This window comes from Pseudoalteromonas sp. KJ63-1, from assembly GCF_055808145.1.
Genome location: NZ_CM147855.1, coordinates 2,217,063 through 2,235,113 on the forward strand (window position 1 = coordinate 2,217,063; position 18,051 = coordinate 2,235,113).

The following is an 18,051-nucleotide window of genomic DNA, read 5'->3' on the forward strand; positions in this document are numbered from 1 at the left end:
AACTACCTAATTAGTTAAATTCTAGTTCTACATTTTGCGCTGCCATCAGCGATAACTTATGAATTAAGTCGTCACTTGGCGTAACACACCATTCGATCCCTAGGGTTAATTGCACCAACGCATCGGGGCGTTGATAATATACCTTGATCGGACACGTTCCCATTTTGTATGGTTCGAGTACTTTTTGTAATTTATCGAAGAAACCAGCCTCGATCTGCACCATATTCAGCGTCATCTTAATCGCTTTTATACGCTTTTCACGCGCCTGAGCAATGGTGTTTATTTCTCTGGCGGTCATTGTAATACCACCAGAGAAGTTATCAAAGCTGACCTGTCCGGATATCACCAAAATATTATTGATTTGCAACATATCTTGGTACATTTCAAACTGTTCTGGAAACAAGCGTACATCAATTCGGGCGCTTTTGTCATCTAAAGTTATTAAGCCCCAACGATTTCCTTTTTTATTAATTAAGGTTCTCGCGGCAATCACCAAACCTGCCCCAGTTGAGACTACATCACGGTTAGTAGGTTGCAAATCAATGAGTCGACCTGAGGTGTAATGCCCAAGCTCCCGTCGATACTGATTTATAGGGTGACCGGTTAAATAAAGGCCTAAGGTATCTTTTTCACCATCAAGCCACTGATTATCTGTAAGCGGTGTGGCTTTAATAAATGCTTGTTCTACTTCGTCAGGCTCTGTGGCCAGCAACCCAAACAAATCACTTTGCCCTAATAGCTCAGCTTTGTTGTGCTGATCGGCTGCGCGCATTGCATCTTTTAAACTTGCCAGCAGCGTTGCTCGCCCTGGTTGGTTTTTTTCTGGTCCTAGCTGATCTAATGCACCTGCATAAATTAATTTTTCGGTGACACGTTTATTCAAGCGCTTTAAATCAACACGCGCACAAAAATCAAATAGGTCTTTAAATGGGCCGCCTTTCGCCCGCGCTTCTAAAATGGCATCAACGGGGGCTTCACCCACGCCTTTAATTGCTCCTATACCGTAAACAACTTCACCTTGAAGATTAACAGTAAACTTGTATTCACCAGCGTTTACATCGGGCGGTAACAAAGTGAGTTTCATGTTTTCACATTCATCCACCAGCGTTACTATTTTGTCGGTGTTATCCATATCGGCCGACATTACCGCAGCCATAAACTCGGCCGGATAATGGGTTTTCATCCACAGCGTTTGATACGATACCAATGCATAAGCTGCTGAGTGAGATTTGTTAAAACCATAACCCGCGAACTTTTCAACCAAGTCGAATATCTTTATCGCAAGCTCGCCATCAATGCCATTATTACGCGCACCCTCTTCAAAGGTTGAGCGCTGTTTTGCCATTTCTTCGGGCTTTTTCTTACCCATGGCACGACGTAACATATCGGCGCCGCCCAGTGTATAACCGGCCAGCACCTGCGCTATTTGCATAACTTGTTCTTGATACAAAATAATGCCGTAAGTCGGCTCAAGAATAGGCTTTAAACTTTCGTGTTGATACTGCGCATCGGGATATGAGATTTCTTCTCTGCCGAGCTTTCGGTCGATGAAGTTATCTACCATGCCTGATTGCAGTGGACCTGGACGGAACAAAGCAACAAGGGCTATCATATCTTCGAAGCAATCGGGCTTTAATCGGCGAACTAGGTCTTTCATGCCGCGTGATTCTAGCTGGAATACGGCGGTGGTTTCAGCGCGCAGCAGTAGTTCTATACTTTTTTTATCATCCAGTGGAATGGTGTTGATATCAACCGGCTGTTTGCCTTCACGCTTTAAGCGTTCATTGGTCATATCCACTGCCCACTGCAAGATGGTCAGCGTACGTAAGCCTAAAAAGTCAAACTTAACCAAACCGGCGGTTTCTACATCGTTTTTATCAAACTGAGTAACCGGAAACTTGCCTTCATCATCACAATAAAGCGCAGCAAAGTCGGTAATCGTGGTCGGCGATATTACAACGCCCCCGGCGTGTTTACCGGCATTACGGGTACAACCCTCAAGAATACGACACATGTCGATTAAGTCTTTAACTTCTTCATCGCCGTCGTAGGCTTCTTGCAAACGGGGTTCAACTTCAAACGCTTTAGCCAAGGTCATTCCCGGATCGCCCGGAATAAGCTTAGAAATACGATCAACAAATCCATACGGATGACCAAGTACACGGCCTACATCGCGTATAACCGCTTTAGCCGCCATAGTACCAAAGGTAATAATTTGCGATACCGCATCACGGCCATATAAAGCCGATACATGATCAATTACTTCATCACGTCTATCCATACAAAAATCGACGTCAAAGTCGGGCATAGAAACACGTTCTGGATTCAAGAAGCGCTCGAATAGTAAATCGAACTCTAGTGGATCAAGGTCGGTAATCTTAAGCGCATAAGCTACTAAAGAGCCCGCACCTGAACCACGCCCAGGACCTACAGGAATATTATTATCTTTACTCCATTGAATAAATTCCATTACGATCAAGAAGTAGCCTGGGAATCCCATTTGGTTAATTACATCGAGCTCAATTTTTAAACGCTCATCGTATTCGCCGCGTTTTTCTTGGCGTTCTTGTTCATCAGGGAATAAAAACTGCAGTCGTTCTTCAAGGCCATCTTGTGAGACTTTAACCAAAAACTCATCAATTTTTAGTGAGCCTGTGGGGTAATCTGGTAGGAAATACTCACCTAGTTGAACGGTTACATTACAGCGTTTTGCGATTTCTACGGTGTTTTGTAACGCCTCTGGAATATCACTAAATAGCTCTGCCATTTGTTCTGGCGTTTTCAGGTATTGCTCTTGTGAAAAACGCTTAGGTCGGCGTTTATCATCTAGGGTATAACCATCAAAAATAGCCACCCGAATTTCATGGGCTTCAAAATTTTCTGGCTTTAAAAAAACCACTTCATTGGTAGCCACTACAGGCAGTTGCTCTGTGGCTGCAAGCTCCACTGCCATGTGCAAATAATTTTCTTCTTGAGCACGGTTGGTGCGAATAAGCTCAATATAATAATGATCGCTAAAGTGCTGCTTATAAAAGCTTACCACCGACTCAACAATAGCGGGGTTGCCTTTTATTAATGCTTTTCCTAAATCGCCATCCTTAGCACCCGAGAGTATGATCAGCCCCTCTTTTAAATCAACTAACCATTCACGGTCAATTACTGGGCGATGAAACACATGACCACGTTGGTAAGCTTTAGAAATCAATAAAGTAATATTTTTATAGCCAGTGTTATCTTTAGCTAATAACGTTATCCGGCTTGGCTCATCAGGAAACTCAGGACTACGTACCCAAAAGTCAGCGCCAACAAGTGGCTTGATACCTGCGTTATGCGCTGCGCCATAAAAACGCACTAAACCACAAAAGTTCATTTGATCGGTAATTGCCAGCGCTGGCATTTCAAGCTCTTGTGCTTTAGCAACAATTGGTTTGGTTTTTGCCAAACCATCAACCATCGAAAAGTCTGAGTGCACTCGTAAGTGAACAAAATCAGGAGCTGACATAATTACTCCTTACCCGAAAGCACACGCTGCACCGGTTTAAAGCTCTTACGATGCTCATCTATAGCGCCGTATTGCTCAAGCGCTGCAAAGTGTGCTTTAGTCGGATACCCTTTATGCCCTGCAAACCCATACTGTGGATAGCGCGCATCAAGTTCAATCATTTCATCATCACGGGCCACTTTTGCTAAAATAGACGCGGCTGATATTTCAGCTACCAAGCTATCGCCTTTCACCACCGCTTGGGCGGGCATAGCTAATTTAGGCAGGCGGTTTCCATCTACAAACACAAATTCAGGCACTGTGCTAAGTGCTTCCACCGCGCGGCTCATGGCAAGCATAGTGGCTTGTAATATATTTAGCTCATCTATTTCGCTTGGGCTACAACGACCAATGGCGTAACACAGTGCTTTTTCTTTTATTTCAGTGGCTAATAACTGGCGTTTTTTATCCGTTAATTTTTTAGAATCGGCAAGGCCTGCGATTGGCTTAGCGGGATTTAAAATAACAGCGGCAGTAACCACGTCGCCCACCAGCGGTCCACGACCCACTTCATCTACACCGGCAATTAGGGTTACATTAGGTCGTTCAATTTGCATTTATTAACTCCGCCACTGCGTTTGCAGCTTGTTTACTTGCATCTAATCTAATTTTTTCATGTATGGCTAAAAAGCGGGCTTTTAATTCTTTATTGTCACTATTTAGCATAGGGGTAAGTGCTGCGGTTAAATTAGCGACATTACACTCGCTTTGCAAAAACTCTGGCACTAATTCTTCGTCTGCTAATAAATTAGGTAACGAAAAATATTTAATATTAAAGGTAAATAAGGTTTTAAAAATCCAATAACTCATGGGTTTAATTTTATAACCAACCACCATTGGTTTTTTATATAACATGCCCTCAAGCGTTGCCGTACCTGATGCCAGTAATATGGCATCAGCGGCTTGCATGGCTAAATTTGATTGGCCGTCTAGTAAGTTAACATTAAGTGAGGGCGCTGTGGCATTTAAAATAGCAATAAACTGCGCTTTACGCTTTTCATTCACCAGTGGCACAACGACTTTAAGCGCTGGGTTCTGCGTTTGTAACTGCGCCGCTGTTTTTATGTAAGTTTCACTTAATAAGCCCACTTCTGAGCCCCGGCTCCCGGGTAATAACGCTAACACCTTATCATTAGCACTTAAGCCTAATTGGCTGCGGGCTTGGCTATCGTCGTGCTCAAGTGCAATGTCGTCGGCTAACGTATGGCCTACAAAAGTACACGGTACTTGGTGCTTGTCGTAAAATTCTTTTTCAAAAGGCAATAAAGCCAATACTAAGTTAGTGGCTGCACTTATAGTGTGAATGCGTTTTTCACGCCACGCCCATACCGAAGGGCTAACGTATTGCACAGTTTTAATACCCGCATCTTTTAACGGTTTTTCTACACGTAAATTAAAATCGGGCGCGTCAATGCCTATAAAAACATCAGGAGGATTATCAATAAAGTGCTGTACTAACTGCTTGCGGATTTTTAGTAAACGCGGTAATCGCCCTAGGACTTCAACCAACCCCATAACCGACAGTTCATCCATATCAAACAGCGTTTTACAGCCTTGTGCTTGCATTTTAGGACCTGCAATACCTTCAATGATTGCATCAGGAAAATGCGCTTTAAGCGCTTTTATGAGCCCTTCACCTAAAATATCGCCCGACAGTTCACCTGCCACAATACCAATTCGTAGTTGTTTTTTATCTTTTTTCATTTGCTATTTTTTCACAAGTAAACCCGGCGTTCATACCGATTAGTTTACCGTGTTTTAAGGCCAGGTTAAACGCTTAAAACGCACCACTTTTTTCTAGCTTACTCTTAATTGATGATTGCGTATTTTATAGACTGATGTAATGTCATAGTATATTAAAGTTTTCTAATATACATATTGACAAAAATTGTACAAACACTAATAATGACGTAAACTTTCAGAAATTACTGAAAGTTCATTAAAACATTAACAATTGCTTTGTGCTGTCACTGCATCACAACCAAAGGAGCCAAAAATGATAGATGAAACCTTTGTGGATCTATCGCGATTACAGTTTGCTGTCACCGCTCTATTTCATTTTTTATTTGTGCCGTTAACAATCGGTATGACCTGGATTTTAGTTATTATGGAATCGGTTTATGTTATGACCGGTCGCGAGATTTATCGTGATATGACTAAGTTTTGGGGCAAGTTATTTGGTATTAACTTTGCTATTGGTGTGGCTACCGGCCTCACCATGGAATTTGAGTTTGGTACTAACTGGTCGTATTACTCTCATTATGTGGGTGATGTATTTGGTGCACCACTAGCTATTGAAGGCTTAATGGCCTTCTTTTTAGAATCAACCTTTGTGGGGATGTTCTTTTTAGGTTGGGACAGGCTCTCTAAACGCCAGCATTTAGGGGTAACATTTTTAATGGCGCTGGGTACAAATATGTCTGCGCTGTGGATTTTAGTTGCTAATGCGTGGATGCAAAACCCAGTCGGGGCAGAGTTTAACTATCAAACCATGCGTATGGAAATGACTAGTTTTGCAGAGTTGGTATTTAACCCTGTAGCGCAAGTTAAGTTTATTCATACAGTGTCTGCAGGTTATGTTGCGGCGTCTATGTTTGTGCTTGGGATTAGTAGCTGGTACATATTAAAAGGACGTGATTTGGCATTTGCTAAACGTTCGTTCTCGGTGGCATCAGGCTTTGGTTTAGCCTCTATTTTATGTGTTATTTTACTCGGTGATGAATCTGGCTACGAAGTCGGTGAAGTACAAAAAGTAAAACTCGCGACCATTGAAGCTGAATGGCATACCGAAGAAGCTCCCGCAGCTTTTACCATGCTAGGTATTCCTGACTCTGAAGAGCAAGTAACTCATGCTGCGGTAAAAATTCCTTACGCATTAGGTATTATTGCAACGCGCTCACTCGATGAGCAAGTAATTGGTATTTCAGATCTTGAGAAAAAACACGAAAAGCGTATTCGAAATGGCATGATTGCTTATGAATACCTAGAAAAACTTCGCGCAGGTGACGATACCCCTGCAAATATCGAAAAGTTTGATAACGTGAAAGATGATTTAGGCTATGGCTTATTACTTAAACGTTATACCCCTAATGTAGTAGATGCCAGCGAGGCACAAATACAACAAGCCGTTAAAGACTCCTTCCCTAAAGTGGGCCCTATGTTTTGGTCATTCAGGATTATGGTTGGCTGTGGTGTAATTATGCTTGGCGTGTTTATTCTCTCTTTTTATTACAACGCCCATCGTATTATTGAACAAAAACGTTGGTTGTTATGGGCGGCGGTATTGAGCATTCCTCTGCCTTGGATTGCTATTGAATTTGGTTGGATTGTGGCTGAATATGGCCGTCAACCATGGGCTATTTCTGAAGTATTACCGACCTTTTTAGCAACGTCATCGCTGACGGTTAATGATATTTTAATTAGCTTAACTGGTTTTATTATTTTCTATACTGGACTGGCGATTGTTGAAGCATGGTTAATGATTAAATTTATTAAGCAAGGACCAAGCTCCCTTCATACCGGTAAGTACCATTTTGAATTACCTGATCACAGCACGGCTGCTAAAGGAGAACTATCATGATTTTTGATTATGAAACATTAAAAATGCTCTGGTGGTTAATTATTGGTGTGCTGTTAATTGGTTTTGCCATTACCGATGGTATGGATATGGGCGTTGCTATGTTGCTACGCTTAGTCGGCAAAACAGATTCTGAACGCCGTACCGTTATTAACACTATTGGCGCCCATTGGGATGGTAACCAAGTATGGTTTATAACCGCAGGTGGCGCTTTATTTGCAGCATGGCCTATGGTGTATGCGGCAGCGTTTTCTGGTTTTTACTTTGCCATGATGCTGGTGTTATTTGCATTATTCTTTAGACCGCTAGGCTTTGATTATCGCTCTAAAGTTGACTCTAAACGCTGGCGTAATAACTGGGATTGGGGCTTATTTGCCGGCAGTGCCATACCTGCGCTGGTATTTGGTGTAGCGTTTGGTAACTTGTTTTTAGGCGTGCCGTTTCATATCGATAATTTATTAAGAGTCAGTTACCAAGGATCGTTTTTTGCCTTACTTAATCCGTTTGCGCTTATTGCCGGCTTGGTTAGTATTACCATGTTAGTGGCACATGCGGGCATGTGGTTACAACTGCGCACAGCTGATCAAGTTGCTGAGCGCTCAGGACAATACGGTCGCTACTCATTACTTGCCTTTATAGTTTTATTTGCGGCAGCTGGTGTGTGGGTTGCCAATCTAACGGGTTATCAAATTGCCTCTATGGGTGACACCCAAGGTCATGCAGATCCACTGGCTAAAGTAGTTACCACTGCTCAAGGCGCATGGCTTAATAACTACAGTGAACGCCCATGGACAATGACCTTCCCTATTTTGGCATTTGCGATGGCACTGTGTGCACTGCTGTTTTCTAAATTGAATAAGCCCGCTTTGGGATTATTAGCAACCAGTGTGATGTTAATTGGGGTGATTATGACTGCGGGCGTTTCGTTATTTCCGTTTATTATGCCTTCAAGCAATAACCCTGATATTAGCTTAACAATTTGGGATGCGGTATCGAGCCACAGAACACTCAATGTTATGTTTATTGCTGTGGTTATATTTGTGCCACTCATTCTAGCCTACACCACTTGGTGTTATGTGAAAATGTGGCGCAGAGTGACCGTTGATGAAATTGAAAATAACCCTCACGGCAGTTATTAAGGAGACTAAATTATGTGGTATTTCGCGTGGATTTTAGGTGTACTGCTTGCTTGTACCTTAGGCGTTATAAACGTGATGTGGTATGAATTTCATCAAAATAAAAACAGCATTGCTGATGATGAACAAGCCACCCATGATTTATTAAACGAGCATAATACAAATCACAATGACGACTAATCCCCGACCAAATCGCGCGCAGCAACAACCCCTGCGCGCTTTTTTAAAACAGCAGAGTAAACCGGCGGCAATGTGGTTAAAGCTAAACATTGCACTTGGAACAGTTAATGCGATTTTAATGATTGCAGGTGCTTATTTACTCGCGCAAACCATTCATGAGGTGATGTTTGAAGGGCATAGTTTAGCCCAAGTGACCCACTATTTATGGCCTTTAGCGGGTATTATTTTACTGCGCGCCATTTTCTTAGCGTTAAGTGAGCGCTTGAGCGCATTTGCTTCACTTAAAATTAAATCGGCTATTCGCCAAACCTTACTCGATAAACTCACACAACTCGGCCCAAGTTATATAGAGCAACATGGCCAAGGCGCTACGCTCAATACGCTGCACAATGGTGTTGAGGCACTGCATGACTACTATGCTAAATACCTACCCGGTGTTGCCTATAGTGCGCTAATTCCTATTGCAATATTAGTGGTTATATTTCCGACCGATTACAAAGCAGGATTAATATTTTTATTAACCGCACCACTTATTCCTTTTTTTATGATTCTAGTTGGCCACAAAGCCGAGGCGCTTAATCAAAAACGTTGGCAACAACTGGCAGTATTAGGAAACTATTTTTTTGACCGTGTACAAGGGCTTACTCAACTAAAACTATTTAATGCCACGCGCAAAGAGCTTAAACAAATCGCGCGTATTTCCGATGATTTTAGGCACGCAACGCTAAACGTGTTAAAAATTGCTTTTTTATCCTCTTTTGCGCTGGAGTTTTTAGCCACAATAAGTGTGGCACTGGTAGCGGTAATTATTGGTTTTAGATTGTTTTTTGGCACTCTGGATTTTGCTACTGGCTTTGTAGTGCTGTTACTAGCACCTGAATTTTATTTACCCCTTCGCCAATTAGGCAGCCATTACCATGCGCGCCTACAGGGAATTAGTGCCGCCGCAGATATGCTGATCATTTTAAACGCACCATTGCCATCAAATGATAATAATCACAAAACAAAGATCAATATTGGTGCTAACAATACTATCAGCATCCATGATCTCAACTTTAATTACCCTAACAGTAATGAGGGAATTAAGACTATTAATTTAACCCTGCCAAGCACAGGACTAGTAGCCATTGTCGGAGCTAGTGGCTCAGGTAAGAGCACCCTACTTGATTGCATGCTTGGTTTTCACCCAGAAGTAATACAACACATATCCATTGACCAACAACCATTGACGACTGCGAATATAAGTCAATTACAACAAAGCATTGCATGGATCCCACAAAAGCCAACCTTATTTTACGATACCCTAGCCGCCAATATAAAACTCGGTAACCCTGGCGCTTCACATGAAGCACTTGAACATGCTGCAAAGCAAGCAGGCGCGCTGGAATTTATTAACGAGCTGCCCGATGGCTTTAATACCTTAATAGGTGAGCAAGGCGAAGGACTCTCTGGCGGGCAAAAACAGCGTATCGCTTTAGCTCGTGCATTTTTAAAACACGCCCCTATTTTAATGCTCGATGAGCCAACCGCTCATTTAGATAGCCAAACCGAGCAACTCATTCAAAACGCTATTGCTGAATATGCAAAAAACCACTTGGTGATCACCATTGCACATCGCTTAAATACGGTAAAAAATGCCAAGCAACTTATCGTTATGGAAAACGGCTGCATCGCTCAACACGGCGATTTTAAAACGCTCAGCCAGCAAGCTGGCGAATTTGCAAAGCTACTGCAAACAGCAGAACAAGGGGTAACTAATGGCTAATTTTATTCGTTTACTCAAATTGTGCCGCCCTCATTATAAAGCGATGCTTTTAGGGACGTTTCTAGCGTCACTCACGGTGCTAGCTAATGTAGGCTTACTCGCTATTTCAGGCTGGTTTTTAGCTTCTATGGCAGCCGCAGGAATTGCAGGCGTCCATATGAACTACTTTACCCCGGCTGGCACCATTCGCTTTTTAGCGATTGTGCGCACCGCCTCACGTTACGCTGAACGCTTAGTCACTCATAACGCCACTTTTTTATTGTTAAGTGAAATACGAGTAAATATGTTCGCTACACTCAGCAAACTTAATAACTTGGATTTGGCTATGAGCCGCAGTGCCGATTTAGTTAATCGCTTACAAAACGATGTAGACGCACTAGATAAGTTTTATTTAAATGTGTTACTGCCAATGTTAGTAGCCTTACTGACTGTGCCTATTATTATGTTGTTTATGTCTGCTTACAGCCCAAGTGTAGCCTTAATTTGCTTTACTGGCATCGTTGTTATTGGGGTGGTTATACCGGCAATACTAAGTAAGCAGTTAGATAGAAATAGCCACCAAGAAACCTTATTCAGTGCGCAATTAAGAGCTGAGCTTTCAGATACCTTAACGGGCCTTAGAGAGCTAAATATTTACCAAGCTCGACACCAACAACTCACTAAGTGTGATCAGTTAAGTGAGCAGTATAATCAGCAATTATTTATTCGTCATAAGGCTCTTGGCAACGCTGATGGTATGAGCTTACTCATAGTGCAATTGGCTATGCTTGCCAGCATTGTTACTATTGTGCCGCTAGTGTTTAGCGGTGCTATGGTCAATGTAGAGCTGGCGATGTTGAGCCTGTTTGTGCTTGCCAGTTTTGAGAGCGTATTGTTACTGCCTAATGCCTTTATTGAGCTTCCTAATGTACTAAAAGCAGCTGAGCGACTCTTTATTCTTGAAGACAAAACGCTTAGCAAAAATGCCGAATCTACAACAGATATTGAGCTATTAAATAAGCACTGGGCTTTATCATTAAATAATGTCAGCTATCACTATGGCCAAAAGCAGGCATTAAATAATGTGAGTTTTGAGCTCCCCGCGAAGCATAAAGTGGCTATTGTTGGTAGAAGCGGCAGTGGTAAAACTACCTTAGTGAATTTGCTCAGTAGTTTATGGCCACTGCAGCAAGGAACAATAAACTTAAAAAACGGCAAAGAAATCATAAGTCTGCATGATTTAAATAATGAGAGTCGTGCAAAGACATTAAATATTTTAGCTCAGCAGCATCATATTTTTGATGGCACATTAAGCGAAAACCTTGCTTATGCAGCTCCCGATGCAACCTCGCAACAAATGATAGCAGCATTAACACAGGCAGAACTTGGTGGTTGGTTCTCTGAGCTAAAACAAGGGCTAAAAACCCGTTTAGGTACCGGCGGGCGAAATGTATCTCAAGGTCAATCAAGACGTATCGCCTTGGCACAGGCCCTGCTACAAAAACCCGCCATTTTAGTACTCGATGAACCGACTGAAGGGCTCGATAATATTTCTAAACAAGCTGTTATGAATAGTGTTTTACAGCTAAAAGAGCATGCAAGTGTATTAACAATTACTCATGATCCAGCGTTGTTATCGCAAATGGATAGTGTCATCTGGTTAGACAGCGGACAGATCATCGCTCAAGGTTCACATCAACAATTGCTCAATGAACACCCTGACTATGTGGCGTTAACAACCCGCTTTTAGGGTCTGTTGATCTTTCAAGGTTAAATTTGCAGCAGTCTGTTTGGTATTTAGGCAAGGCTGAGCCTATGTGGTGTGGTTATTCCCCATAAATAGGCGATAACGCAGCATCAATGCCAAACAGGCGCTGCCCGAAGGGTTCTGCCTAGGGGCGATTTACTCTTTGTTGCTCGGTTTTTACTTAGCCCACTAGGTTACAAACCTCGCGCCGCGATTAAACCGCCCCTAGTTTGAACAAACTTTAATCCGCAAAGGTCAACAGACCCTAGTCCTTAGCAGTATTACTTATTATCAATAACGGTGACCGTTACATCAATAACGCCGACTTTAGAGTCGGCTATTTTTTCAAACATAGCTTTTGATAAATCTATAATTCGCCCCCGAATATAAGGACCCCTGTCGTTAATTCTGACCACCACTGACTTATTATTAGCAATATTAGTAACGTTTACTCGTGTACCAAATGGGAGTTTTAAGTGAGCAGCTGTTGCCGCTTGTTGACTAAATCGCTCGCCACTGGCAGTAGTTCGGCCGTGGTATTTATCAGCATAAAATGATGCTTTACCTTGCTCTGCAACATCACGTTGTTGATTATTTATATTACTTGGCGCAGTACTACAGGCGGCCAAAATCACCGACAGTACTGAAAGCAATACTAACTTTATAAGTTTCATTCTTTATACTTTATTGAAAAATGTAGAGAGAGTGTAATAGGACGATACTGAGTAGAGACTGAATTATTAATCAGCTAATAAAAAACCACCTTGATTACTCAAAGGTGGTTTTAAAATCTGTTAAAAATGCTATTTTTTAACGCACAATACCGCGTTCAGAACTTTTAACGAAATCAATCATCAATTGCACTGCTGGAAACTTTGCAGCATCTTCAGCAAGTAATTCAATCGCTTCATCAACACCTAAGCTCTTGCGGTAAAACGCTTTATAAGCGCGGCGTACTGCCATGATTTCATCACTTTCAAAACCACGGCGTTTCATGCCTTCAGTATTGATTGCTGCAGGGCCTGCTGGCATACCAATGGTGGTAACAAATGGAGGTACGTCTTTGTTTACCCCCGAATACATACCAACAAATGCATGCGCACCAATTTTACAAAATTGATGCACACCGGAGTTACCCGCTAAAATCACCCAATCACCAACATGAACGTGACCCGCTACACTGGCATTATTTGCAAAAATAACGTTATCGCCAACAACAGCATCATGCGCAACATGAGTGTAAGCCATAAATAGATTATTGCTGCCTATTTTAGTGACGCCCTCATCTTGGATTGTGCCGCGGTGAATAGTCGCACACTCGCGAATAACATTATTGTCGCCAATAATTAAGCTGGTTGGCTCGTTGTTATATTTTTTGTCTTGGCAGGCTTCGCCTACAGAAGCAAACTGAAAAATATGGTTACCAGAGCCAATGGTAGCAGGCCCTTTAACAACAACGTGAGACTCAATTATACAGTCATCACCAATAACAACATCATTACCGATGTAACTGTATGGTCCAACTGACACATTGTTACCAAGTTTTGCACCCGGTTCGATTATTGCCGTAGCATGGATCACAATTAAAACTCTCTTCTAGCACACATGATTTCGGCGCTACACACTGTTTTGCCGTCAACTTTAGCTTCAGCCGCAAATTTCCATATGTTACGACGCTCTTTTAAAAACTTAACATGAAGATGCATGGTATCACCTGGCACAACCGGCTGCTTAAAACGAGCATTGTCTACGGCTGCAAATAGGTAAAGTTCGTTCTCGCTACGATTTTCAACCGTTTTAAACCCTAATAGACCCGTTGCTTGCGCCATTGACTCTAATATTAGCACACCAGGAAAAATCGGCTGATTTGGGAAATGGCCAGTGAAAATAGGTTCATTAATCGATACATTTTTAATTGCATGCAACGATTCACCTGGGGTGAAATCGATTACACGATCAATTAGTAGCATCGGGTAACGGTGCGGTAATAAACTTAAAATTTCTTGAATATCAAGGCTATTTAATTCGTTTGCCAAAATAGCATCCTTTTTAGTGTTCAACGATCATGACTTATTCAATGCTTCAAGCGCTTTTAGACGTGATTTCATGTCTGAAAGGTTGCGCAAATGAGCAATTGATTTTCGCCACTCTTTGTTAGTCGTATGAGGCATACCAGATGAGTAAATACCTGGTTCGGTGATTGATTTGGTCACCATACTCATGCCGGTAATTATAACACCATCACACACAGACATGTGACCGTTAATCGCGCTCATGCCGCCAATCTGGCAATTTTTACCTATGGTGACACTGCCTGCAAGTACAGTACAACCGGCGATAGCGGTGCCTGAGTTAACTTCGACGTTGTGTGCTATTTGGCACTGGTTATCAATAATAACGTTACTGTGGATAATAGTATCATCGAGCGCACCACGATCTATGGTGGTACTTGCGCCAATTTCTACTTTATCGCCAATGATCACAGAGCCTAATTGTGGAATTTTAAGCCACTGACCGCGTTCGTTTGCATAACCAAAGCCATCACTACCAATAACTGTGTTTGCTTGCAATAGACAGTCTGCGCCAATCTCAACATCATGATAAATGCTCACACTTGGCCAAAGTTTGGTGCCTGAACCTATTTTAGCACGTTCACCAATAAAACTGTTCGGACCAATTTGTACGTTATCACCAATTACAGCATCAGCTTCAATTACAACATTAGCACCAATAGCTGCACTTTTGCTCACTTGTGCATTGGCATGTATAACCGCACTTGGATGCACATCGTGAGATGCGCTACGCGGGGTAGTATCCATTAATTGAGCTAGTTTGGCATAGGTAACATAGGGATTGGCAACAATGATTTTATTGCCTGAAAAATAAGGCGCATCGTCAGGGCTAAGTATTACTGCACTGGCTTTTGTTGTCTCAAGCTGAGAGCGATATTTCTTGTTCGCTAAAAATGCAATATGCCCAGAATGGGCATTTGCAAGTGTCGCTATTTTTTTAATTTCTAAAGCGCCATCACCTTGAAGCTCGGCGCTTAGAAGTTCCGCAATTTGCGAAAGCGTATAATTTTGCATAGATTAATTATTTCTTACTTACAGCTGTAACTACTTTTTCAGAAAGATCAGTTACTTCTTTAGGGTTGAAGTAAATAGTTGTGTCTTTTACTTTAACTTCATCGAAGTCGCCTTTTTTAGCAATCTCTTGGATAGTTTCAATGATTAAAGTCTGAACTTTAGCCAACTCCTGATTTTGACGTGCTTTAATTTCTTGCTCTAATGGGCGACCCTTTTCAGCAAGGTTTTTTTGCATACCCTGAATTTTATCACGTAATGCGTCTTTTTGTTCTTGACTCATTGTGGTGCTTTCACGCTTAAACTTTTCTGCTTCAAAGCGAATATCACCTTGTAACTTTTCAAGCTCTTGACGACGCTCAGCAAATTCCGTTTGTAGAGACTGTTCGATTTTAGCCATTTGTGGAAGCTGCTTGTAGATTTCTTGCATATCTACAATACCTACTTTATGAGCAAAAGCATTAACTGATGTACCCATCATAAGTGTAGCTAAAACGGCAACGGCTGTTGATTTGAATAATTTTTTCACAAAAAACTCCTTTAGAAAGTGTTACTAATATTAAAACTGATGGTCTTGGTATCGTCATCTTCTTCTTTTTGCAACGGATACGCAAAGCTGATCAGCATAGGACCCATAGGTGAGATCCATTGTAAAGATAAACCGGTTGCAACCCTAAAGCGCATTGGGTCTGAATAGTCATCTAATTTTGCACGCTCATCAATACCCAAATTTTGATAACGATCAACGTTAAACTCGGTATCCCAAACGTTGGCAGCATCAACAAAGAAACTGGTACGTACTGAACTGGTATTTTCTTCGTCTAAGAACGGTGTAGGAACAATAAGCTCCATACCTGCAACGGCCTTCGCATTACCACCTATACGACCTTGTGGGAAAAGCACGTCAAATTCTGGAGCGCCACCAATATTGCCTGTGGTTGTGCCATCACCTGATGGCGTACCAGGTATAGGTAGTGGCTCTCTTGATACCGCACGCGGTAAAATAGTATTTCTGTCAAAGCCACGTAGTTCCATTTCTGTAATACGGAAGTATTCTTGGAACGGTAACGTCTGATCATACCCGTTGGTAGAACCATAGCCATTACCATAACCTAATGCCGCACGGGTCGAAAATACCCAGCGATGATCGTTTGAGATAGGCCAGTAAAAACGTGAATCATAATTTAACTTAAAGTATTTTAAATCTGAGTTCGGCGTTGTGGCTGTCAGGTTTAATGTTTGTCTTGAGCCTGCTGTTGGGAATAAACCACGGTTAACCGTTACACGCGACCAACCCACACTTAACTCATACTTGGTAAACTCAAAGCCCGCATCTGGGTTCTCTGGGTCTAGGAAAGTTTCACGTAGAACACGTGTTTGCTCATATTCTGCAATATCAGATAGCTCTTCTTCTATCCAACGAGCTCCAAAGTTAATACGGTTTATAGCATCAATTGGAAAACCAATGTTAGTTCCAAGACCATAACTCTTTGACTTATAGTCAATCAAGCTAAACTGGCTAGCATCGTAGTTACTATAAAAAATACTGCTACCTTGCGATACACCATCTGGCGTAAAGTAAGGGTCTGTGTATGACACACTAACGCGTTCAGAACCACGCGAGGTATTAATGTTAAAACCAATTTGATTACCCGTACCTAAAAAGTTAGATTCGGTTACACCAATATTAAATTGCAGACCTAAGTATGAACCATAAGCAAGACCGGCGTTAAAACTACCTGCAGATTGCTCTTTAACAGTAAAGTCAACGTCAACTTGATCATCAACACCCGGAACAGGCACTACATTAAAGTCAACCGATTCCATATAAGGTAAGCGTTGAATTTGCAATTTAGAACGCTCTAAGTTTTGGTTAGATAACCATGCCCCTTCAAGCTGTGTCATTTCACGACGCAGTACTTCATCAGCTGTATTTTGGTTACCACCTACAATGATTCGACGTACATAAACACGTTTACCAGGGTCAACCGATAAAGTCAGTTGTACCTCTTGGTTTTCATCATCAATTTCTGGAATGGTGCGTACTTCAGCGTTAGCATATCCAAAACGAGCTAAGTAACTTTTTATAAACTCTTCTGAAGAAGTTACCACTGAGCCGTTATAAAGCTCTCCGGTGCGAAGCGGGATAACACTTTTGATTAGTTCTTCTCGGCCGAGTAAATCACCGATAAAATCAAAACCTTTTACCTTGTATTTTACGCCTTCGGTAATATTTGCCGTTACATAAACCGATTCACGCTCAGGACTGACTGACACTTGAGTCGAATCAATATTGAAGCGTAAATAGCCACGGTCTAAATAAAAGCTACGAATTTTTTCTAAATCGCCTTCAATGGTTTGTTTTTGATAGCGATCGCTACCCATAAACTGCCACCAAGGTAAATCTTGTTGCGATTCAGCAAGCTGTAATAACTCTTCGTTTGAAAAAAGTTCATTACCAACTAAGTTGATTTGACGAATAGAGGCAGCATCGCCCTCATCAAACTCGAGTCTCAGTTTAACCCGATTACGTGGCAGCTTAGTGATGCTAATGTCCACTTTTGCATTGTATTTACCAATACTGTGAAAAAACTCAACTAAACCTTTTTCAATATTATCGATAACCGTTTTATCCAGCGGCTCGCCTTGACGAATATCTTGTTGATCAAGCGACTGGTTTAACTGCTCATCTTTAATGTCTTTATTGCCTTCAAATTCAATAAAGCTAATTGTTGGACGTTCAGTTACTTTAAAAATTACGTTATTGCCATCACGCAACGCTTTTATATTGTCAAAGTGACCTGAGCGATAAAGTGACTTAATTGTTTTTGAAATTGTGTATTCATCAACATTGTCGCCCACGTTAATAGGAATATGCGTTAATGCGGCACCAAGTGCGACACGTTGCAATCCTTCAACTTTTAAATCTTCAACAATAAAGGAGTTTTGGCCTAGGGCTGCAAAACTTGCACCCAATAAACTTGAAACTACCAAATGTTTTTTTATAGCCATTTTATTATCTTTATCCTTTACAACTGTATTA

Annotated in this window: 14 protein-coding genes; 5 read left to right on the forward strand and 9 right to left on the reverse strand. The window is 41.7% G+C overall.

Going from position 1 to position 18,051, the window contains the following annotated elements:
* Positions 1–10 precede the first annotated feature (10 nt).
* The 3 genes from dnaE to lpxB are packed head-to-tail and all read right to left on the reverse strand — an operon-like array spanning position 11 to position 5,245.
* On the reverse strand, positions 11–3,502 hold the full coding sequence (dnaE, locus tag AC0L7Q_RS10605; protein ID WP_413402636.1) for a DNA polymerase III subunit alpha: 3,492 nt from the start codon (positions 3,500–3,502) through the stop codon (positions 11–13).
* Positions 3,503–3,504: 2 nt separating this feature from the next.
* Positions 3,505–4,098, reverse strand: coding sequence for a ribonuclease HII (gene rnhB, locus AC0L7Q_RS10610; RefSeq protein WP_413402638.1), 594 nt, complete (start codon positions 4,096–4,098; stop codon positions 3,505–3,507).
* Complete coding sequence (gene lpxB / locus AC0L7Q_RS10615; protein WP_413402640.1) at positions 4,088–5,245, reverse strand: lipid-A-disaccharide synthase; 1,158 nt, start codon at positions 5,243–5,245, stop codon at positions 4,088–4,090. The genes rnhB and lpxB overlap by 11 nt, the downstream gene beginning before the upstream one ends.
* Positions 5,246–5,537: 292 nt before the next feature.
* On the opposite strand from lpxB, the gene AC0L7Q_RS10620 reads away from it, so the two are divergent.
* From AC0L7Q_RS10620 to cydC, 5 genes are read left to right on the forward strand one after another with little or no spacing between them, the layout of a single operon-like run.
* Entirely contained in the window at positions 5,538–7,121 is a 1,584-nt protein-coding gene (locus tag AC0L7Q_RS10620; protein ID WP_131691335.1) for a cytochrome ubiquinol oxidase subunit I, read from the forward strand.
* On the forward strand, positions 7,118–8,257 hold the full coding sequence (gene cydB, locus AC0L7Q_RS10625; protein ID WP_131691336.1) for a cytochrome d ubiquinol oxidase subunit II: 1,140 nt from the start codon (positions 7,118–7,120) through the stop codon (positions 8,255–8,257). The genes AC0L7Q_RS10620 and cydB overlap by 4 nt, the downstream gene beginning before the upstream one ends.
* A 12-nt stretch (positions 8,258–8,269) precedes the next feature.
* On the forward strand, positions 8,270–8,434 hold the full coding sequence (gene cydX / locus AC0L7Q_RS10630; RefSeq protein ID WP_008110965.1) for a cytochrome bd-I oxidase subunit CydX: 165 nt from the start codon (positions 8,270–8,272) through the stop codon (positions 8,432–8,434).
* A complete protein-coding gene (gene cydD / locus AC0L7Q_RS10635) occupies positions 8,424–10,199 on the forward strand; it encodes a thiol reductant ABC exporter subunit CydD (RefSeq protein ID WP_413402643.1) in 1,776 nt (591 codons plus the stop codon). The genes cydX and cydD overlap by 11 nt, the downstream gene beginning before the upstream one ends.
* Positions 10,192–11,928: a thiol reductant ABC exporter subunit CydC gene (cydC, locus tag AC0L7Q_RS10640; RefSeq protein WP_413402645.1), complete on the forward strand. Its 1,737-nt coding sequence runs from the start codon at positions 10,192–10,194 to the stop codon at positions 11,926–11,928. The genes cydD and cydC overlap by 8 nt, the downstream gene beginning before the upstream one ends.
* Positions 11,929–12,206: 278 nt before the next feature.
* Here cydC and AC0L7Q_RS10645 read toward each other — a convergent pair whose 3' ends face one another.
* From AC0L7Q_RS10645 to bamA, 6 genes are all read right to left on the reverse strand, one after another.
* Complete coding sequence (locus tag AC0L7Q_RS10645; RefSeq protein ID WP_413402647.1) at positions 12,207–12,599, reverse strand: septal ring lytic transglycosylase RlpA family protein; 393 nt, start codon at positions 12,597–12,599, stop codon at positions 12,207–12,209.
* 136 nt (positions 12,600–12,735) lie between these two features.
* Entirely contained in the window at positions 12,736–13,506 is a 771-nt protein-coding gene (lpxA, locus tag AC0L7Q_RS10650; protein WP_178956348.1) for an acyl-ACP--UDP-N-acetylglucosamine O-acyltransferase, read from the reverse strand.
* 2 nt (positions 13,507–13,508) lie between these two features.
* The gene (fabZ, locus tag AC0L7Q_RS10655; protein WP_008110974.1) at positions 13,509–13,961 is read right to left on the reverse strand and encodes a 3-hydroxyacyl-ACP dehydratase FabZ; all 453 of its coding nucleotides are present in this window, start codon (positions 13,959–13,961) and stop codon (positions 13,509–13,511) included.
* Between the two features lie 27 nt (positions 13,962–13,988).
* Positions 13,989–15,011, reverse strand: coding sequence for a UDP-3-O-(3-hydroxymyristoyl)glucosamine N-acyltransferase (gene lpxD, locus AC0L7Q_RS10660; protein ID WP_138605033.1), 1,023 nt, complete (start codon positions 15,009–15,011; stop codon positions 13,989–13,991).
* 7 nt (positions 15,012–15,018) lie between these two features.
* Positions 15,019–15,537 (reverse strand): OmpH/Skp family outer membrane protein, encoded by a 519-nt coding sequence (locus AC0L7Q_RS10665; protein ID WP_138605034.1) that lies wholly within the window; start codon positions 15,535–15,537, stop codon positions 15,019–15,021.
* 11 nt (positions 15,538–15,548) lie between these two features.
* Positions 15,549–18,020, reverse strand: a complete 2,472-nt coding sequence (gene bamA, locus AC0L7Q_RS10670) for an outer membrane protein assembly factor BamA (protein WP_138605035.1) — start codon at positions 18,018–18,020, stop codon at positions 15,549–15,551.
* Positions 18,021–18,051 lie beyond the last annotated feature (31 nt).